We start from the raw sequence: 20,604 nt of genomic DNA on the forward strand, positions 1-20,604 counted from the left end.
TTTCTCCCCTATTCTGTAATTCTTGTCAGATTCAACTCTTGGGCAACCCGACGTTCTTGTTCTGTTTGTTTACTTTTTTTATTGTAGATTTGGCTCTTCTTTAGAAAATCATAGTTGTTTTTCTTTGGAGCAGGTGCTGACACTTCTTCATTCTTGGTAGGGATAGAATGAACTTCTTCCGCCAAGATGTACTGAGACTGGATCAATTTTTGGCTATATTTGACAAATTCACCAGGATTTTCCTTTTGGAAAGGAGCTGTCGGTTGGTTACCCTGTCTAAGAAGGCCTGATTTAGAATGACGTCTCGCACGGCTGAAATCCTGAGTTAGATAGTTAGCAGAGCGTTTCTTTTTCAAGTCTGCACGCGCTTCTTCACGCGCCACCTCCGCATAGCTCTTTCCTTCTTTTTTAACTCCTAAAGGAGCCTTTTTAGGTTTCTCTACTTGCTTTTCAATCGGTTTGACTGGTTTTTCTTCAGTAATAGGAGCCCATTCTAAATAATTTTTATCTCGATATTCACCCTTGATATTACTGATCAGATCAGACTCATCGTACAAGTTCATGACTGGCATTTCAGTCAACATGACCTCGTCATCTGACACCAATGGAAATCGTTCTTGTTTCATTTTCTATTTCCTTTCAACACTTCATTATAGCGTATTGTCTTGATTTTTCAAGTGCTGGCTTCACAAATTCCCAAAATTTCTCGAATTTCTGCTAGTGTCAGACTGCCACGTGACTCTGTTCCGTCCAATACTTGTGACACCAGATGTTTCTTTTGTTCTTGGAGTTCCTGAATTTTTTCTTCAATGGTTCCCCTAGTAACCAAGCGATAGACCTCAACCGTTTCTTCCTGACCCATCCGATGGGCACGGCCAATGGCTTGCGCTTCCACCGCAGGATTCCACCAAAGGTCGACCAAGATAACCGTATCAGCACCTGTCAGATTCAGACCGACACCACCAGCCTTAAGAGAAATCAGAAAAGCATCTCTTTCTCCTTGGTTAAAGGCCTTGGTCATACCTTGTCTTTCCTTGGCTGGGGTTGAACCCGTAATTTTAAAGGAAGTCAAGCCCAAGTCTGGCAGTTCTTGTTCAATTTTCTCTAACATTCCCTTGAACTGCGAGAAAATCAAGACACGGTGTCCACCATCTGCTACCTGTACCAGCAGGTCTCGAAGGCTATCCAGTTTGCCACTAGCTCCCTGATAATCCTCCATAAAGAGGGCAGGCGTGTCGCAAATTTGACGCAAGCGCATCAAACCAGATAAAATTTCCACTCGACTTCGCTGAAATTCCTGATCCGACACTTGAGCCAGACGATCTCGCATCTGTTGCAACTGGGCTAGGTAGATAGCCTTTTGCTGGTCTTCCAGTTCATTTTTATAAACCACTTCAATCAAGTCTGGCAATTCGGTCAGAACTTCTTCTTTCTTGCGCCGCATGACGAAAGGCTTGATAAACTGAGCCACACGCTCGGCTGGCAATTTCATAAATTCTTTCTTACTTGGCAGGAGTCCTGGCATGACGATTTGGAAAATAGACCACAACTCACCTAGGTGATTTTCAATAGGAGTTCCTGACAAGGCAAAGACGGACGGCACCACAAATTGTCTCAAGGTCTGAGCAATCTTGGTCTGGGCATTTTTCATAACCTGAGCCTCATCTAAGAAAAGGAAGTCAAAAGCCATCCCCTGATAAAGCTCACTGTCCTGACGGAAAGTGGCATAGCTGGTCACATAGATTTGATGGTTCTCAGCAAGAATCTCCTCACGACTAGCTTTCAAACCATGAACAACAGCCACATCTAACTGTGGGGCAAATTTTTGAAACTCATCTGCCCAGTTGTAAATCAAACCTGACGGAGCTAAAATCAAGACTCGACTTTCTTTTGTCACTTGACTGGTCAAAAAAGCAATAGTCTGCAGGGTTTTACCAAGTCCCATATCATCAGCCAAAATTCCACCAAAACCATAGTGATGGAGCATTTGCAGCCAGCCGATTCCCTTTTCCTGATAATCTCGTAAATCAGCCTTAACCTGAGTTGCCTGGCGAGGAAAATCCTCTGGATGCGTCAAATCGTGGGCCAGATTCTGAAATTCTTGTGAAAAAGAAACACGGTCACGCCCTTCAAAAAGATGAGCTAAACTGTAGGCCAAGGATTTCCGAGTCTGTAAGGAGCCATCTTTTAGTTCAAACTGCCCCAGCTCCTGTAGATTTTGGCGAATTTTCTTGGTTTCTTCATCGAAAAAGTAGACTTGATTGGACGAATCAATGTAAAAATCCTTGTTGGCAACCAAGGCCTGCATGGCTTGGTCAATTTCCTCTTGGGCAATATCTTGAAAATCAAACTGGATTTCCAAGAGACCTCCCTTGGAGGCAATCTGCACTTGAGGACTCGCTAGGCTATAAAGTTCTGCTAGCTTGTCTGATAGGTCAACATTCCCAAGTTTTTCAAAGACTGGAATGATTTCATGGAAGAAATGATAGACAGACTCGGCTTTTAAGGCCTGACGCCAAGATTGGAAATCTGCTTCAAAGCCAGCTACCAAACAGACTTGGAAAACTCTTTCTTCTAAGTCAGCATCACTCGAAAATGGTAATTCTTCTAACTCTTGTCGACTTGATACCTGCCTATCTCCATAATCAAACTGAATTTCTAAACGAATCCGATTATCTTCTTCCCTGTCAAAGTAAAAAGAGGGCGCAAAAGTTTTGATTTGTAGACGTTCTGGAGCTGAAACGGTACCCATCTGGCTAAAAAGAGTTAAACAAGAAGCTAACTTATCGCGGTCACTACTATCAAATTGCAGGTGTTTTTTCCCATGTTGATCCACAGGCAACACTTTGATTTCCTTGAGAAGTTGCATCTGTTGATCTGTTAGAAAATAAACCTGTCCTTTATGGAAAAGCACTGCTCCCTGATAAAAAACATTGACCCTAGGACTCTCACTGATTTCCATTTCAAAATAGTCCGAGTATTCTGTTACTGTAAAGGCAAATAGATTGGCATCAGCATGCATATCTTGAAAAAGTAGAACCTGATAGCTATCCACTTGATGGTCAAATTGAAAATGCGGCAAGGTCATCAATAAATTCACACCCTGCTCAAAAAAGGTCAGAGGGAAAAAGAGGTGTCGGCCTTGGTTTTGGAAAAAGAGATCTGGAGCCAGTCCTTCCTCTATTAATCCGCGCAAGAAATTCAGAAGTTCTTGACTGACCTCATCAAAGGCTTCCAAAGACAGAGACTCCTCATAGGTCTTGCCAATCATATAAGGTTTTCTCTGCTCGACAATTCTTAAAAAGAGTGGAATATCCCGAATGACATAGTATTTTTGACTATTGATTTGCCCGATTCTAAGTGTCCACAAGATACGGTTGGTTCCTGCTTCCACTTGCCCCACAGCTGATAATTCATAGGCATCTTCTGATTTTGGAGACAAGATTCGGTCCAAAAATTTGCCACCCAAGGTCACCTTGGTTTCAACGGCCTCTTTTTCTTCATGACCTTCTTCCAGACCCTGCAAGATTTCTTGGCCACGCTCATCATTTTTCAAAAAATGCTCCAGCGCCGCCAAATGCACACAGTAGCCCCTCTTTTGGAAAAAATCGCAGGCACAAAAAACCAAATCATCCTCTAAACTATAGCGCAGTTCTTCTTCTGCAACGCGAGCATAGAGCCGATTGTTCTTTTCCTTGATGATATCAACCTTACCAGTTTCATAAAGGGCAACGCCTTCGATACGGACTTTTCCCGGAATCAATTTAGCCATATTTTCACCTTTACCTTATCTTTTTATTATACCATATTTTCCCCTATGAAAATAGCCTCCTAGGAAGACTTTTCTCCTAGAAGGCTGGATTTTTAACATTTGGCAAAAGTGGTCACAATTCGCTGACAAACTTCTTGCAACAGAGATTTAGGCATAGCTACATTGAGGCGGGCATGGAGACTTCCTTCCTCCCCAAAATCCAAACCACGGTTCAAAATAACCTTGGCTTCATTTCTCAAAAGCTCTTGCAATCTTTCATCAGTCAGGTCATAAGCTGAAAAATCAAGCCAAATCAAGTAGGTTCCTTGCGGTTTCATGACCTTGATTTTAGTCTCTTTTCCAAATAAATCCACCACATAATTAATATGGTCTTCAAAGACTTGCTTGAGTTCCTCTAGCCAATCCTTCCCATAACGATAGGCAGCTTCTGTCGCCAAATAACCCAAACCTGAAATTTCATGCTGATTATTAGCCAACTGGCGTTTCTGATAAGCCACTCTCAACTTAGGATTTTCAATGACGGCATAGGAATTTTTTGTCCCAGCGATGTTAAAGGTTTTAGTGGCACTGCTCAAGACGATAGCAAATTCTTTAAAGTCAGGGTTGATGGTATTGAAGGAATGATGCTTGTGACCAAAGAGGGCCAAATCTTGGTGAATCTCATCCGAAACCAAGAAAACACCGTGTTTTTGGCAGAGTTGACCAATCTTCTCCAAGACTTCTTTTTCCCAAACACGTCCACCAGGATTGTGAGGGTTGCAGAGAATATAAAGTTTGACATCCTCTTCCACCAAATCCTTTTCAAGTCGGTCAAAGTCAATCTCAAACAGACCATCCTTTTCCACCAAAGAATTGGTAATCAATCTACGGTTGTTCAACTTGACACTGCGAGCAAAGGGGGGATAGACAGGTGTGTTAATCAAAACCGCCTCGCCTTCTTTTGTAAAGGCTTGAATAGCTGTTGAGATGGCTGGTACCACACCCTCGATAAAGACAAGAGCCTCTTTGTCAAAGTGGTAACCGTGTTGTGTAGCCTCCCACTTTTGAACTTCCTTAATTAACTCTTCACTGGCATAGGTATAGCCATAGACCAATTGATCCGCATAAGTTTGCACGGCTTGGCGGATTTCAGGCAAGACTACAAAGTCCATATCCGCTATCCAAGCTGGTAGGACTTCACTATCCGTTTCTGCCTCTTTCCATTTATAGGTATGATGCCCTAAACGATTGGGCAGGTTTGTAAAATCATATTTTCCCATCTTTGTCTTATCCTTCCAAGGCTTGGCGTAAATCTGCAATCAAATCTCTAGCATCCTCAATCCCAATTGACAAGCGCAAAAGGTCATCTGTCAAACCATAAGAATGGCGCACTTCTGCTGGAATATCAGCGTGAGTTTGCGTCGTTGGATAAGTAATGAGACTTTCTACCCCACCTAAACTTTCCGCAAAAGAGAAGACCTTGAGGCTGTTCAAGATATGTGGAATGCGTTTTTCATCGGCTACTTTAAAGGAAATCATACCTCCACGACCAGTATAGAGAACTTCCTTGACTGCTGGAGAATCCTTCAAAAAGGCAACCACTTCTTGGGCGTTAGCTGTTGAGCGCTCCATACGAAGAGACAAGGTCTTGAGACCACGAATCAATTGATAACTATCAAATGGAGATAAGACTGCCCCTGTCGTATTGAGATTATAAAAAAGCTTCTCGTATAGTTCTAAACTATTGGTCATAACCACTCCAGCCAAGACATCATTGTGGCCTGCTAGATACTTGGTTGCTGAATGAAGAACGATATCTGCTCCATCTTCAATCGGACGTTGGTAGATAGGGCTGTAGAAGGTATTGTCCACCACCACTTTAGCACCCTTAGCATGAGCCAATTTTGCTAGTTTTTCGATATCAAATTCCAACATCAAGGGATTGGTTGGTGTTTCAATATAGAGAACATCCACATCCTTCTCCAACTCGGCAATCAGCTCTTCTTCTGTATTGGCATAGGTAAAATGGAAACGGCCTTCCTGCTCCACTTGGTTGAACCAGCGGAAAGAACCTCCATAAAGGTCACGGACAGCCAAGACCTTACTTCCTACTGGAAAGACGCTAAAGGCCAATACAATTGCTGACATTCCTGAGCTAGTCGCTAGGGCATAGTCTGCTGACTCAATAGCCGCCAAGACTTCTTCCGCCTTACTACGAGTTGGATTTTTAGTACGCGTATAGTCAAATCCAGTAGACTGACCAAACTCTGGGTGCTGATAAGTCGTCGAAAAATGAATCGGTGTCACCAAAGCTCCTGTCGCTTCATCTGACTTGATACCCGCCTGGGCCAAAATTGTGTTAATGTGTAATTCCTTGCTCATACAATTCCTCCAAATCTATAGTAACTATTGTACCACTTATTTTCATCAACTCATTTTCTTCTTTTCAAGAGCTAGTTATAGTTTCAAACTATAGACTTATCAAGTAAAACTAAAAAGAATCCAGAAAAGCTTCCAGATTCTTTTGTTAAAATGATTGCTAGGGTTTACTTTAACCGAAAGAAATCCTGTTGGGCTAAATAGTTATAATGGTCTTTGTTAAATTGATATTGGCCCACATGCTGACTAATCTGACCGACATCCACGGAAAAAATATAGGCTTCATTTTGATAGTTCCAATTCAGCCTAACTGTATTCAAAACTGTCTGATAAGTAAAATCTTTGACTTGATTCCAAGGAATCTCTACGACTTGATTAGAACGATTTTCAGTTATATCACTGATGTCCATCAAGAAAATCCCCTTAGGTGTGAATGCCAGAATTTTAGGCTTCACACTCGACTGAACATAGTAGGAACCACCTATAATGAAAAAATCAATAAAGGATTTCAACCATGTCTTTTTCTTGAAAGCCATCAGAAAATTCTTTTGCCCTTCAATGCGACAAGTTGAAAGAAATGATGCAATCTGTTTTTCTGTTGCAAACTCCATAATAGCGCCCATGATGTTACCTCCATAACGATTAGTAAATAGGCAAATAAGAACTCTTCACATAAAGAAGAACTTATCATTTGTTGCATTTTATCTTACTTTTCCAGTAGACGACATCCCTCCTATAACATTACCCTAGCATGTGCATACTTCAATCAACATTGGGTAAATTTTCGAACGTAGTTTCTTATATTTATTATAGCATAAATTCAATTAACTACGAGAAAATGTAAGCACTTTTCTTCCAAATTTTCCATCATTCTATATAAAAACGACAGTTTCTTTCGAAACCATCGTTTTTCTTGAAAAATCCTTATTTGACATGTTTCGCCAATTCTTCTTGGGCTTTTTTATTAGATTCTTCTTTTTCTTTCAACCATTTTTCTCTGGCTTTTGCATATTCGTCTGTTGTGACTGTCTTATCTTGTAATTTGAGGTATTTATAGGATTCAACCCCTTTATTACCAGCTAATGAATATGGTGTTGAGAAAGGAACGATTTTTCTCAATGTTGGTGTTCCACCAAGTGAAACATTTGGAATTGCTAGAGAGCTATCTACTAACCAAGCTTGGATTTCAGCATACTTTTCATAGCGTTTTGCAATATCTTGTTCCTTATTAGCTTCTTCCAACATTTGAGTGTAGACATCCAATCCAACAGCCTTGGCCTTGTCATTGGCTTCACCTGGCTCGAGTCCAAGACTTTGTAGAACCCCACCATTCTTGACACTAAAGATATCAAGATAGCTAGATGGATCAAGATAGTCCGCACTCCAACCACCATTGTAGAGATCGTAATCTTTCTGAGCTGCAGTCTGAGCCAAATAGCTCGTATTATCAAAGTCTTCAGTAGAAAGTTGTTGAATATCAATTACAACATTTTCTGCACCTAAGGCTGCTTCAATAGATTGCTTCATAGAATTTGCCTCTTGAACACCCTTTTTAACAGCTTGGTCAACTGTCATGTCCAAGTGGATAGGGAAGGTTACTCCCTTGGCTTCTAGCTCTTGCTTTGCTTCCGCAAATTTAGCCTTAGCTTTTTCTGGATTGTAGTATGGATCTTGGGCATCCGCAAAGTTGATTCCTTGCCATTCCTTGCCATAATTCACCATCTTAGAGGCTACTACTTCACCAAAGTCTTTTCCCTTGATACTTACGAAGTTTGGAGGAACAACCAAGTTACGCAAAATCTTAGTTGCACCATCTTCTCCTTGAGATTGGGCTCCATAGGCCGTACGGTCATAGGCAAAGTTAATGGCTTGACGGAAGTTTTTATTTAGAACTGCTTCCTGAGTCGATTTCTTTTCAGCATCACTTGTTTTTGAAGTGAATTTATAAGATTTTCTATCCAGGTTAAAGTTTAAGAAATAAGAAGTGGTATCTTGCATACTGTAGATGATATCATCTTTGTATTTTTCTTTAATCCCTTCAAAACTTGAACTATTTGGATAGAGACGGGCATAGCTATAGGCTCCCTCGACAAAGTTACGAGCTAGTGCATCTTGGTCACTACCATCATAATAGGCCAATTTGACATCATCTACAAAGACATTTTTAGCATCCCAGTAGTTAGGATTTTTCTTGAATTCGATAACTGATTTTGAAACAAAGGATTTCATCAAGAAAGGTCCATTGTACAAAATACTAGATGGGTCTACCTTCCCAAAATCATCCCCTTTTGATTTCAAGAAATCTGCATTGACTGGGAAGAGAATGGTTGAAGTTGTTTTTGAGTTCCAATAAGATTCTGGTCGTGTCAAGGTATATTGAACAGTTTGGTCATCAAGAGCCTTGACTCCGACAGTTGAAAAGTCGCTTGTTTTCCCAGTGATATAGTCATCTAAACCTGCAACAGAGTCCTGCACTAGATACAAGGCTTCTGATTTTTTATCAGTCGCATATTTCAAACCAGTTACAAAATCTTGGGCAGTTACAGGAGCATATTCCTCTCCATCTGCAGTATACCATTTAGCATCCTTACGAAGTTTGTAGGTATAGGTCAAACCGTCCTTAGAAACACTCCAATCCTCTGCCAAGGATGGGACATAATTTCCATATTGGTCATTTTCCATGAGCCCATCTACCAGATTGGTCACAATATCATTTGTCGTTGCACGGTTTTCTGCTAGATAGTTCAAACTAGATGGATCACTTGAATAAACATAATTATAGGTTTTTGATGCAGTGCTAGAATTTCCACAGGCGCTTAACAAAATACCTGCACTTAACATGACACCTGCAAGTGCTGCATACTTGGCCTTAGACTTTTTCATCTCCAGAACCTCCTGATTTAAATATTTGTTTTATTATACAACTCGTATTTTATTTAGTCAATGGGTTTTTTAAAAAAATTAATCATTACATCTACAAACTATAGAAATTATTCTACAAAATAATAAAAAAGAGAATAATTCAAGCATTTCATGATAGAAATATTCAAATTATCCCTTTTATTTATAAAAAATTATTGAGAAATTCTAAATTTTACTCGCAGGCGATCTGCTTGGGCTTTTCCAATCACCTTATCCAATAAACGAGTACGGAGACTCATGACTCCGTATACTCCTCCACCCATGGCACCGACAAGAGCTACATAAAGGAAGCTCCACAAACGTCCACTTGGTTGGAATACAAATCCTAAAATCCACTGGATGGCACCGACACCGATGAACATAACAAGGGTCAACAAACTGGTTAAAATGGTTCGTTTCAAAATCACCTTGCGCTTAACACCAGTTACCTTACAAATATCCCGATACATCAAGACGTTAGGAATAATAAGACCGATGGTTGTGGAAATCAAAGGACCATAACTGTGGAAGAGAGCGATGGTAGGTAGTTGCAAGACTAGCTTGGCAATGGAACCATAGATAAAATAGAGAACGGCCTTGCGGTTGCGGAACATGGCCTGAAGCATTGGAGACAAGACCATGTACAAGCCTAAAATAATAGACTGCAAAACTGCAAAGACAAATAAGCCCATAGCCAAACTATCTGGCTTACCATAGAAGACCGTATACAGAGGTTCTCCTACCATGACCACTCCAACCGTTGCTGGCAGTAGGAATATAAAAAGCATGGTAATGCTGTCCTGAACGAGACGAGAAGCTGCCTTCAAGTCCCCCTTGACATAGTTTTCAGTCAAAAGTGGTAAACCGACACCCCCAATTGAAACCCCTACAGAAATCAAAATCATAGTAATTTTATTTGGATTGGCAGAGAAATAAGAAAACATGACAATTAAGTCTTCATTACTATAGTTGGTAAACCAACTCATACTATTGATAAAGGTCAGCTGATCCAAAATCTGGAAGAGCTGGATGGCAGACCCTGTCAGGATAAAAGGAATAGCTTCCTTAATGGTATCGACCAAGAGACGCTTGCTGTTAATCTTATCTCCTGTTTCAAAGACTCTTTTGAGTGAACCTTCTTGGGCAAGGAAATAAATCAAAACTGCAAAACTGGCGACCATGCCGACAAAGGCCGCAAAGGTTGATTGGGTAACCGCTACTAGGTAATCTCCTGAACCAAGTTTCATAATGATAAAGGTTGCTAGAAGCATCCAGATAACACGAATGACCTGCTCAGCAATTTGACTCATGGCATAAGGTTTGAGGTTATTCATCCCTTGGAAAAATCCTCGGATAACACTCATAGATGGGAAAATCAAGACTCCCCAAGCCAAGCTTTGCATGATTGGGATCAAGTCTTTGCCCACGCCAGACAAGTCTGCTAGCCAAGGAGCAAAGACATACAAGACTAAAGCAAAAACCAGGCCTAGTCCTGTCATAAAGCCTAAAAAGCTCCGAATCAGGGCAAAGCTATGTTCTTCTTCTCGCATAGTATTGTACTTGGCAACTTGCTTGGCCACTGCAACCGGAATACCTGCTGTTGAAACCAGCAAGAACCAAGCATAGATATTATAGCCCATAGTGAAGAGACCATTGGCCGTAGCCGCATAAGATCCCATCCAGATGTACCAAGGGATAATATAGATGGCCCCAAGCAGGCGACTGATAAAGTTACTAGCCGTTAACCAAGCAGTCCCCCGTAACATCTGGGCCTGCTGGTGATTGTTTTCGTGCGACATAGATTCCTCATTCAATTTTGATAACTAGGAAAAACTCCTTATCTTCCATTATAAACTTTTCCTTGTTACTTGTAAATTTACGACTTTCGGTTTACAATAGAAAGTATGATTAAGATTGAAACCGTATTAGATATATTAAAGAAAGATGGTCTCTTCCGCGAGATTATCGACCAAGGATACTACCACTACAACTACAGCCATGTCGTATTTGACAGCATCTGCTATGACAGTCGCAAGGCCAAGGAGAAGAGTCTCTTTTTCGTCAAGGGTGCTGCCTTTAAGAAGGAATTTCTGCTTTCAGCAATCTCTCAAGGACTCGGTTGGTATGTGGCTGAAGAAGACTATGAGGTTGGTATTCCTGCTATTATCGTCAGCGATATCAAGAAAGCCATGAGTTTGATTGCCATGGAATTTTATGGCAATCCACAGGACAAACTCAAACTCCTTGCCTTTACTGGTACTAAGGGTAAGACAACAGCAGCCTATTTCGCTTATAACATCTTATCTCAAGGGCATCGCCCTGCTATGCTCTCGACCATGAATACAACTTTAGATGGCAAGACTTTCTTTAAGTCTTCATTGACAACTCCTGAGAGCATTGACCTATTTGACATGATGAATCAAGCTGTGCAAAATGACCGCACCCACCTCATCATGGAGGTCTCCAGTCAGGCCTATCTGGTCAAACGTGTCTATGGTCTAACATTTGATGTGGGAGTTTTCCTCAATATCAGCCCAGATCATATCGGCCCTATTGAACACCCTAGCTTTGAAGACTACTTCTACCACAAGCGTCTCTTGATGGAAAATAGCCGAGCAGTCATCATTAACAGCGACATGGACCACTTCTCAGTCTTGAAAGAACAAGTGGCAGAGCAAGACCATGATTTCTATGGTAGCCAGTCTGATAACCAAATCGAGAATTCCAAAGCCTTTAGCTTTTCAGCTACGGGTAAACTGGCTGGTGATTATGATATCCAACTGATTGGTCACTTCAACCAAGAAAATGCCGTTGCTGCTGGACTTGCTTGCCTCCGTCTCGGAGCTAGTCTTGAGGACATCAAAAAAGGAATCGCTGCAACCCGCGTTCCTGGTCGTATGGAAGTCCTCACTCAGAAAAATGGAGCCAAGGTCTTCATCGACTACGCCCACAATGGGGATAGTCTGACAAAACTCATCAATGTGGTTGAAACTCATCAAACTGGAAAGATTGCTCTGGTTCTCGGTTCGACAGGAAATAAGGGAGAAAGTCGTCGCAAGGACTTTGGACTTCTCCTCAATCAACATCCTGAGATTCAAGTCTTTCTGACTGCTGATGACCCTAACTATGAAGACCCAATGACCATTGCGGATGAAATTAGTAGCTACATCAATCATCCTGTTGAAAAAATTGCGGATCGCCAAGAAGCCATCAAGGCAGCTATGGCTATCACAAATCACGAATTAGATGCAGTTATTATTGCTGGTAAGGGAGCCGATTGCTACCAAATCGTTCAAGGCAAAAAAGAAGCCTATCCAGGAGATGCAGCTGTCGCAGAAAATTATTTATAAGGATCGTAAAAAAATCAAGGGAAACGAAACCCTTGATTTTTTCTATCTTTATTTAAAAGCGTTTTTCAAACCTTCAACGGCACCTTCTACAGCACCTTTAGCATCTTCTACAACGTCTTTTGCCTTAGCAACTGTTTTTTCAACAGCTCCTTCAAGTTCTGTCTTGCTGTCTCCAGTAACTTTACCAAAACCTTCTTTGACAGCGCCTGTTGCCTGTTCCAATTTGTTTTCAAGTGACATATGATTGTCTCCTTTAGTTTTATTCCGATATGTGTTATCGGTTACATTAGTATAAACTTATCGATAGATAAAGTCAAACAATGTGCTCAGAAAAAGCAATCACACTAAATAGAAAGTTAATTTTTCCTTATCAAAATCGATAGCCAACTCATACTTTCCATCTTCATTTTGGACAATATAACCTAGGACAACTAAACTGTCCACAAAGATGTCACGGCGTTTCTGCATAAGCTGATCTTTTTTGAGAAATTTTAGCAAAAAAGTTGTCATGTATTTGAGAGCATACTCAGGATTAACATCCCCCAAAATGGCATAGAGTTCCTGCTGTTTTTCTGTCAAAGGATACTGATGTTTGACCTTGTAGAAATAATTGGACAGGGTCATTTTTGATCTCGCAAAGTCCGTCTTTTCAACTAAAATAGCTGCATTGGTCTGATTGCGCAATTCCGTCTCAAAACTCTTCTGCAACAAAGCTTGATAGGTCGGACTATCTTCTTTAACAAAAATCTCTTGATCCAGTTCGAGACTATCGAGTGATTCAAGCATAGGAAGATTAAGGTAATAACGCTTATTTTCCCGTAGAATAAAGCCAGCCTTTATATACTCTTCCATGAGTTTGTCAACTGCTACATCTGGAAATTGAGCCTTAATTTCCCGTAAAATCACATCATCATGCTGGTCCAGATAACGAATCAATTCTCCAAAAAATGGCTGTCTCGTCAAACGAGATGGATTAAAAATCTGAATCATGAAGATTCCTTTCTTTACATTCTAACAGAGGTGATGTTGGCAACTGACTGGGATTGGTCCCAGCTTGGTTCAGAGGAACAGGCAGACCTAGTTCTCTGTAATACTCCCTCCAAAAATCACTAATCTCCTGCTCCCCATCCCCAAATTTCATAGGAATAGTTTCAAAAATCGGTAGGATTTCTGCTATATACTGGGAACAGTAAAAACCAGCTCCATCTGGATAGAAAGAAGCATTGTAGGGAGCCCCAAGATGTTTACAAGCTCTTTCCTTCACAGACTGGACATCCATTTCTGAGTAGACATAGATATCATACAAGTGATTTGGCTCAAAGAAGTCTGATGGTTTCTGACAGACAACACCCGCCTGTCCACTAGCATGGTAAATCATCCCATCCAAATAAATGGCAACATGACTATAGTTGCCCGTAGAAGTCTGGATGGCCTTTCCCATGTCCGACTCATCTCTCACAAAAATCAAATCACCATTTTCTAACATGCTTCACTCCTAGAAAAAAAGGAGCCGAAACTCCTTTCGATATAAGGCAAACTAGCCTTTCCTAATTTGAATTTATACTCAAAATTTTAAGCATTAAAGCTTTCAGTTAATTGAGGTACCACTTGTTTCTTACGTGAAACAGCACCAGCAAGGAAAGCATGGTTATTTTCAAGTTTGAAGTTGAAAGCCGCTTCGACCTTGCCCATATTGGCACCAAGTGCTAGGATTTCTGAGTTTGAGTTGACGATATCTGTAATCATCAAGACAAAGTCAGAATAACCGTTTGCTTCGTTAGCGGCTTGCATTGCAGCTTCGATTTCTGCTTGACGTTCCAAAACTTCAGCGATGTCAACTGTGTTTACTTGGGCAACACGGACATTATTTCCGTTCAATTCAAAAGTTTTAGCATCGATGTCAATCAATTCTTCAGCAGATTTGCTGGCCAAGTTTGTACCAGCTTTCAACATAGCCAAACCATACTCTTCCAAGTTGACACCAGCTAATTCAGCCAATTCAGGAGCAATGACTGTATCTGTTGGGTGTGTTGTTGGTGATTTCAAAAGAAGGGTATCTGAAATCAAACCTGAAAGCATCAAACCAGCAATCTCTTTAGGAACAGCTACACCATGTTCTTTGAACATACGGTAAACGATTGAAGACGCTGAACCAACTGGCTCCAAACGCATGTAGAGTGGGCTTGCAGTTTCAAAGTTAGCCACGCGGTGGTGGTCCACAACACCATAAACTTCTACTTCAGCGATATCTGATACAGATTGTTGGAATTCATTGTGGTCAGTCAGGATAACTTGCTCTGCTCCTTCTGCTTTAGCAGAAGTGATAACACGCGGTGCTTCTACACCAAAATAGTTCAAGACAAAGGCTGTTTCTTCATTTGGAGTTCCAAGGGCAACAGCTTCCGTATCCAAACCGTAAGCTTCTTTTGCAAGGTAGGCAAAGGCTACAGATGACCCGATGGCATCTGAGTCTGGATTTTGGTGACCAAATACTAGAATCTTAGACATGATAATACCTCATTTTGTTTATTCTCTTTATTGTAGCATTTTTTTCGCTTTTTGACAAAAGTAAGAGGAGTCAAAGGACTCCTCACGATTCTTCAAAATAACTGATACTCTTCGAAAATCTCTTCAAACCACGTCAGCTTCGCCTTGCCGTAGGTATGGGTACTGACCTCGTCAGTTCTATCCACAACCTCAAAACAGTGTTTTGAGCTGACTTCGTCAGTCTTATCTACAACCTCAAAGCAGTGCTTTGAGCAACCTACGGCTAGCTTCCTAGTTTGCTCTTTAATTTTCATTGAGTATAAGTAAATTTCTATCTTGATTTTCAGATAAAAATCTTTCCTTCTGTGGCCTCTTCTTACGCTTGAGAAGGGCTTCTGCCGACATGGCTTCTTCCTTACTGGCAAATCCTTGAGCATAGATAAGTTTGACTGGTAAGCGAGCCCTAGTATACTTAGCTCCCTTACCACTATTGTGCACAGCGAGGCGTCTTCTCACATCAGTCGTATAGCCTGTATAGTAGGAGCCATCTCTACATTCTACTACATACATGAAAGCCTTATGATCCATAATAAATCTCTTCGAGTTCCGGCGTATAAGAGCCATCATCATTGTGGACAATGAGAGGTGGCAAGACCTTAAAGCCACTTGTCGAGCCATCCTTGATAGCCTCAATCAAGAGCATATTGGCTTCTTTTTCCCGCTTTGGATAAACAAACTGCAGGCGCTTAGGGGCTAGATTATGCCGTTGTAACGTATCCAAAATATCCAGAAGTCGATCAGGACGATGAACCATGGCCAAACGCCCATTAGATTTGAGAATACTCTGGGCACTACGACAGATTTCCTGCAAATTGGTCGTGATTTCATGTCGCGCCAAGAGATAATGTTCACTCTCATTTAAGTTGGAATGAGGATCCACCTTGAAATAGGGTGGATTACACAAAATCATATCCACCTTACTTCCCTGAATGTAAGCAGGCATATTTTTCAAATCATCACAGATGACTTCCATCTGCTCTTCCAAACCATTCAAACGGACAGAGCGTTCAGCCATATCCGCCAAACGCTCCTGAATCTCAACAGCCAAAATCTGTGCCTGAGTACGAGTGCTAGCAAATAGCCCCACTGCTCCATTCCCAGCGCAGAAATCCACAATCAAGCCCTTTTTAGGAAAACGTGGAAAACGTGACAAGAGAACACTATCCACCGAATAGCTAAAAACCTCTCTATTTTGAATGATTTTAATATCTGTTGAGAAGAGCTGGTTAATGCGCTCCCCTGATTTTAATAATTGTTCTTCTTTCATGGTTCTATTATAGCAGATTTATATTAACATTACAAAAAATATAAAACTCTAAACTACTTCTTCTTTTTTAAATGGTGCAGGGCTTCTCTAGTCCAGATTGGTAGCATTCGTCGAAAGGGCGCAAAGCCGTAGTTAAAGCGGTCGCTTGAAAAGCGTCTCCGTCTCGGAAACTGGTGCTTTTCTTCCTCCAAAGTGCGGATAGAAAGACTGGCTTTCCCTGTAAATTCATCTAAATCCACTACCTGAACCTGAACCTCTTCATCGACTTTCAAGGCTTCATGAATATTTTCAATAAAGCCTGTCCGAATCTCTGAAATGTGAATCAGCCCCGTATCACCCGTCTCTAGCTCAACAAAGGCACCATAGGGCTGAATCCCTGTAATACGACCCTTTAGCTTATCACCGATTTTCATCTTAGTCCTCGATTTCAATTGTTTCAATCACAACATCTTCAACTGGCTTGTCCATCGCCCCCGTCTCAACAGCAGCAATGGCATCCAAGACAACGTAAGAAGCTTCATCAGCTAACTGTCCAAAAACCGTGTGACGGCGGTCTAGGTGAGGAGTTCCTCCTTGGTTGGCATAGATTTCCGCAATCGGTTCTGGCCAACCACCACGAGCAATTTCTTTCTTAGAATAAGGTAGGTGTTGGTTTTGCACGATAAAGAACTGGCTACCGTTGGTATTTGGACCAGCATTGGCCATGGAAAGAGCACCACGGATATTGTAAAGTTCTTCTGAGAATTCATCCTCAAATGATTCGCCGTAGATTGACTCGCCACCCATACCAGTTCCAGTTGGGTCTCCACCTTGGATCATAAAGTCCTTGATAATACGGTGGAAAATGACCCCATCATAGTAGCCATCTTTTGAAAGCGCAACAAAGTTAGCCACTGTTTTATGAGCATGCTCTGGGAAGAGCTTGATACGTAAGTCCCCGTGATTGGTCTTAATAGTCGCGAGAGGACCTTCTACTGTTTCAATGTCTACTTGTGGGAAATGCAATTCTTTTTCTACCATACCAAATCCTTCTAAGGCATCAAAAATGCCATCTTCTTCTAGTGTTTTTGTAATATAATCTGCTTTTTCTTTGATCTTATCATGAGAAATTCCCATTGCAACGCTGATTCCAGCATAATCAAAGAGTTCCAAGTCGTTGAGCCCATCTCCAAAAACCATGACGTTCTCTGGTTTCAAGCCTAGGTGTTCCACAACCTTTTCCACACCCATCGCTTTGGAGCCTGAAATCGGCACAATATCAGACGAATGCTCATGCCAACGAACCATGCGAAGTTTGTCTGAGAGACTATCAGGCAAACGCAAGTCATCTCCTTTATCTTCAAAAGTCCACATCTGATAGATATTTTCTTTTTCATGGAAATCAGGATCTACATCTAAATCGGGATAAATTGGATTGATAGCTTCACTAATCATATCGGTGCGAGTCGACAACTTGGCATCATGACTTCCAACTAAACCATACTCAATTCCCTCTTCCTTCGTCCAAGAAATGTACTCCTCAACATCTGACTTCTCAATCTGATGTTGATAAATGACCTGACCTTTTTTATCTTCAATGTAGGCCCCATTTAAGGTTACAAAAAAGTCAGGCTTGAGCTCACGAATCTCTGGAACGACACCAAAAATCCCCCGTCCAGAAGCAATACCTGTCAAAATTCCTTTCTCACGTAATTGCTTAAAAACCGTTGGGATTGAAGCCGGAATAAAACCTGTCTTTGAATTCCGCAATGTATCATCGATATCAAAAAAGACAATCTTAATCTTTTTTGCCTTGTATCTTAATTTGGCATCCATCTCACTACCTCTTTCAATCTAACTCTTTCCATTATACCATAAAGTAGAGAAATCCCCTATTTTCAAAAAGTTTTCAGTTTTATTGTAGGTTCTTGGATGAGAAAAAAATCAATATTTATGAAAAAAATCCATCCAAATTCAACTCGACTTCTCATTCCAGAACTCGTAAAAAAGACCCGTTGGAATCTGAAAAAGAGGTCCACCCGGACCTGAAAAAAAGACCCAACCGGGTCTTTTCTTTAATCTTCGTTTACGAAAGGCATCAAAGCCATTACGCGAGCGCGTTTGATAGCTGTTGTTACTTTACGTTGGTTTTTAGCTGAAGTTCCTGTTACACGACGAGGAAGGATTTTCCCACGTTCTGAAACGAAACGGCTAAGAAGCTCAGTATCTTTGTAATCAACATATTCAATTTTGTTTGCTGCGATGTAATCAACTTTTTTACGGCGTTTGAATCCGCCACGACGTTGTTGAGCCATGTTTTTTCTCCTTTATAATTTTAGTTGTCCATTAGAATGGTAAATCATCATCTGAAATATCCAATGGATTTGTTGCTCCAAATGGATTTTCATCACGTGAAAAGTCTGGTACTGAATTTGTAGGCACTGAATAGTTTGCAGTTGGTGCAGAATAAGCTCCACCTGTGTGACCCTCACGCACACTACGGCTTTCCAACATTTGGAAATTCTCAGCCACGACCTCTGTCACGTAGACACGTTGTCCTTGCTGGTTATCGTAACTACGAGTCTGGATACGACCTGTCACCCCGATAAGTGAGCCTTTTTTAGCCCAGTTAGCAAGGTTTTCAGCCTGTTGGCGCCACATAACGACATTGATAAAATCAGCCTCACGTTCGCCATTTTGACTCTTAAATGTACGGTTTACTGCAAGAGTAAAAGTCGCAACTGCTACATTTGATGGGGTATAACGCAACTCAGCGTCACGTGTCATACGCCCTACAAGTACAACATTGTTAATCATAGTTTACCTTCTTACGCGTCAGTTTTGACGATCATGTGACGAAGAATGTCAGCGTTGATTTTTGAAAGACGGTCAAACTCTTTAAGAGCTGCGTCGTCGTTTGCTTCAACGTTAACGATGTGGTAAAGTCCTTCACGGAAATCTTTGATTTCGTATGCAAGACGACGTTTTTCCCAAGATTTTGATTCAACAACAGTTGCACCGTTGTCAGTCAAAATAGAGTCAAAACGTGCTACCAAAGCGTTTTTAGCTTCTTCTTCAATGTTTGGACGAATGATATAAAGAATTTCGTATTTAGCCATTGATATGTTCCTCCTTTTGGTCTAATGACCCCAAGACTTTGCAAGGGGTAAGTGAGGTTCGCTCACAATAAACTATTATACTAGAAAAAATTTTTTTACGCAAGTAAAAACACCGAAATAAAAAAAGAAGATGACGAATCATCTTCTCAAAAACTATGAGTTTTTAGTCCTCTTTTTTCTTGCGAGCAAGAAGTCCAAATCCACTTAGGGCTCCAAGAAGTCCAAGCGCTGCGAGGCTAGCGTTAGCTTCTGTACCTGTGTTAGGCAATTCTTTTTTACCATCAACGTATTTAGGTGTTGCTGGCATTTGAGGTTTAGCTGGCTGTTCAGGTATTGCTGGAGTTGCTGGCTCTACCGGTTGTGCTGGTTGAGTCGGTTCAACCGGTGTTGGAGTTGGCATCTCAACTTTGCGGAAGATATGTCTGATATTTCCATTTGAATCTGTCACAGTCTTCACATATTCGTAACCTGGAATTGTTCCCGGTTCTTTAGAACCTGGCTCAGTTGGTTTCAATGGATTTCCATTCTCATCAGTCCAAGTAGTTGTATTTTGCTTACCTGGATTTGGTTGAGGAACAGGTGAAGGTGTTGGAGCTGGTGGTGTTACTTTTTCATAAACATGAACAGTATCTCCATTTGGAAGTTTCTTAGTTTCTACGAAGCGGTAACCTGGAATGTCTTTCTTAGGTTGGCTACCCTCTTCGCTTGGTGAAACTGGCTTACCACTTTCATCTACAAATGATGTTGTTGTCTTAACTACTTTACGGTAAACGTGAGTTACATTACCATCTTTATCAGTTGTTGTCTTAACAAACTCGTATCCTGAGATAGCTTTCTTAGGTTGGTTACCCTCTTCGCTTGGTGAAACTGGTTTACCACTTTCATCTACAAATGATGTTGTAACTTTTTCGTAGATGTGTTTTGTATTTCCTTTTTCATCAATTTCAGTTCTAACAACATTGTATCCTGGAATTTGTTCCGAAGGTTTAGTTCCATCTTTAGGTGGAAGTAAATCTGTTTCTTTGCCATCTTTTTCAATAACTACATATCTAGTATCTGGGCGAACAGTTGGAGTATAAGTTTCAGAAACTACTTTGCCATTGACGTCTTTCACTTGAACTGTTACTCCAGAAGTTTTCCCTACGAAATCTTTTTCTGGTGTAAATTCAACGACTCCATCCTTCAGTACATATGTTCCTTCTCCTGGAACTACAACTTCTTTCACTTCTTTACCAGTTTTATCAACTAATGTCAGAGTAGATTTATCAAGCTCAACTTCTTCATCGCCTTTATTAAAGTTTACTGTTGTAT

Annotated in this window: 21 protein-coding genes; 1 reads left to right on the forward strand and 20 read right to left on the reverse strand. The window is 41.0% G+C overall.

Annotation, left to right across the window (positions count from 1 at the left end):
* Positions 1-8: 8 nt before the first annotated feature.
* The 7 genes from DSY56_RS05185 to DSY56_RS05215 form a co-directional block, all read right to left on the reverse strand.
* On the reverse strand, positions 9-626 hold the full coding sequence (locus DSY56_RS05185; protein WP_112444262.1) for a cystathionine gamma-synthase: 618 nt from the start codon (positions 624-626) through the stop codon (positions 9-11).
* Positions 627-673: 47 nt separating this feature from the next.
* Positions 674-3,772: an SNF2 helicase associated domain-containing protein gene (locus tag DSY56_RS05190; protein WP_112444264.1), complete on the reverse strand. Its 3,099-nt coding sequence runs from the start codon at positions 3,770-3,772 to the stop codon at positions 674-676.
* A gap of 92 nt (positions 3,773-3,864) precedes the next feature.
* Positions 3,865-5,031, reverse strand: coding sequence for a PatB family C-S lyase (locus tag DSY56_RS05195; RefSeq protein WP_112444294.1), 1,167 nt, complete (start codon positions 5,029-5,031; stop codon positions 3,865-3,867).
* Between the two features lie 7 nt (positions 5,032-5,038).
* Positions 5,039-6,133 carry a cystathionine gamma-synthase gene (locus tag DSY56_RS05200; RefSeq protein WP_112444267.1) on the reverse strand — a complete coding sequence of 365 codons (1,095 nt, stop codon included), beginning with the start codon at positions 6,131-6,133 and terminating at the stop codon, positions 5,039-5,041.
* Between the two features lie 164 nt (positions 6,134-6,297).
* On the reverse strand, positions 6,298-6,753 hold the full coding sequence (locus DSY56_RS05205) for a hypothetical protein (protein WP_112444269.1): 456 nt from the start codon (positions 6,751-6,753) through the stop codon (positions 6,298-6,300).
* A gap of 301 nt (positions 6,754-7,054) precedes the next feature.
* Positions 7,055-9,013 carry a peptide ABC transporter substrate-binding protein gene (locus DSY56_RS05210; protein ID WP_112444270.1) on the reverse strand — a complete coding sequence of 653 codons (1,959 nt, stop codon included), beginning with the start codon at positions 9,011-9,013 and terminating at the stop codon, positions 7,055-7,057.
* A gap of 191 nt (positions 9,014-9,204) precedes the next feature.
* Entirely contained in the window at positions 9,205-10,830 is a 1,626-nt protein-coding gene (locus DSY56_RS05215; protein ID WP_112444271.1) for a putative polysaccharide biosynthesis protein, read from the reverse strand.
* Positions 10,831-10,935: 105 nt separating this feature from the next.
* Here DSY56_RS05215 and DSY56_RS05220 point away from each other — a divergent pair, with 105 nt between their 5' ends.
* On the forward strand, positions 10,936-12,381 hold the full coding sequence (locus DSY56_RS05220; RefSeq protein ID WP_112444272.1) for a UDP-N-acetylmuramoyl-L-alanyl-D-glutamate--L-lysine ligase: 1,446 nt from the start codon (positions 10,936-10,938) through the stop codon (positions 12,379-12,381).
* A 48-nt stretch (positions 12,382-12,429) separates the two neighbouring features.
* Here DSY56_RS05220 and DSY56_RS05225 read toward each other — a convergent pair whose 3' ends face one another.
* From DSY56_RS05225 to DSY56_RS05290, 13 genes are all read right to left on the reverse strand, one after another.
* The gene (locus tag DSY56_RS05225; protein ID WP_000051193.1) at positions 12,430-12,621 is read right to left on the reverse strand and encodes a CsbD family protein; all 192 of its coding nucleotides are present in this window, start codon (positions 12,619-12,621) and stop codon (positions 12,430-12,432) included.
* Between the two features lie 99 nt (positions 12,622-12,720).
* Positions 12,721-13,371, reverse strand: a complete 651-nt coding sequence (locus DSY56_RS05230; RefSeq protein ID WP_112444274.1) for a DUF1803 domain-containing protein — start codon at positions 13,369-13,371, stop codon at positions 12,721-12,723.
* Complete coding sequence (locus DSY56_RS05235) at positions 13,355-13,867, reverse strand: YiiX/YebB-like N1pC/P60 family cysteine hydrolase (RefSeq protein ID WP_112444275.1); 513 nt, start codon at positions 13,865-13,867, stop codon at positions 13,355-13,357. Before DSY56_RS05235 ends, DSY56_RS05230 begins: the two co-directional genes overlap by 17 nt.
* Positions 13,868-13,953: 86 nt before the next feature.
* A complete protein-coding gene (locus DSY56_RS05240; RefSeq protein ID WP_101501341.1) occupies positions 13,954-14,889 on the reverse strand; it encodes a manganese-dependent inorganic pyrophosphatase in 936 nt (311 codons plus the stop codon).
* 92 nt (positions 14,890-14,981) lie between these two features.
* The gene (locus DSY56_RS12330; RefSeq protein WP_004257115.1) at positions 14,982-15,182 is read right to left on the reverse strand and encodes a hypothetical protein; all 201 of its coding nucleotides are present in this window, start codon (positions 15,180-15,182) and stop codon (positions 14,982-14,984) included.
* Positions 15,172-15,456, reverse strand: coding sequence for a GIY-YIG nuclease family protein (locus DSY56_RS05255; protein ID WP_112444276.1), 285 nt, complete (start codon positions 15,454-15,456; stop codon positions 15,172-15,174). The genes DSY56_RS12330 and DSY56_RS05255 overlap by 11 nt, the downstream gene beginning before the upstream one ends.
* A complete protein-coding gene (locus tag DSY56_RS05260; protein ID WP_112444278.1) occupies positions 15,446-16,195 on the reverse strand; it encodes a tRNA1(Val) (adenine(37)-N6)-methyltransferase in 750 nt (249 codons plus the stop codon). Before DSY56_RS05260 ends, DSY56_RS05255 begins: the two co-directional genes overlap by 11 nt.
* 53 nt (positions 16,196-16,248) lie before the next feature.
* Positions 16,249-16,608, reverse strand: a complete 360-nt coding sequence (locus DSY56_RS05265; RefSeq protein ID WP_049525037.1) for a S1 RNA-binding domain-containing protein — start codon at positions 16,606-16,608, stop codon at positions 16,249-16,251.
* Position 16,609: 1 nt separating this feature from the next.
* Complete coding sequence (locus DSY56_RS05270; protein ID WP_112444280.1) at positions 16,610-18,010, reverse strand: bifunctional Cof-type HAD-IIB family hydrolase/peptidylprolyl isomerase; 1,401 nt, start codon at positions 18,008-18,010, stop codon at positions 16,610-16,612.
* 239 nt (positions 18,011-18,249) lie between these two features.
* Positions 18,250-18,489 carry a 30S ribosomal protein S18 gene (gene rpsR / locus DSY56_RS05275; protein WP_000068664.1) on the reverse strand — a complete coding sequence of 80 codons (240 nt, stop codon included), beginning with the start codon at positions 18,487-18,489 and terminating at the stop codon, positions 18,250-18,252.
* Positions 18,490-18,520: 31 nt separating this feature from the next.
* Positions 18,521-18,991, reverse strand: coding sequence for a single-stranded DNA-binding protein SsbA (ssbA, locus tag DSY56_RS05280; protein WP_112444282.1), 471 nt, complete (start codon positions 18,989-18,991; stop codon positions 18,521-18,523).
* A gap of 11 nt (positions 18,992-19,002) precedes the next feature.
* Positions 19,003-19,293, reverse strand: a complete 291-nt coding sequence (gene rpsF, locus DSY56_RS05285; RefSeq protein WP_001151778.1) for a 30S ribosomal protein S6 — start codon at positions 19,291-19,293, stop codon at positions 19,003-19,005.
* A gap of 163 nt (positions 19,294-19,456) precedes the next feature.
* Positions 19,457-20,604, reverse strand: a 1,148-nt coding sequence (locus tag DSY56_RS05290; protein ID WP_160109912.1) for an LPXTG cell wall anchor domain-containing protein, incomplete at its 5' end; no start/stop codon positions are given.

Origin of the sequence: Streptococcus sp. 596553 (assembly GCF_900411395.1) — a bacterium.
Lineage (GTDB): Bacteria > Bacillota > Bacilli > Lactobacillales > Streptococcaceae > Streptococcus > Streptococcus mitis_BA.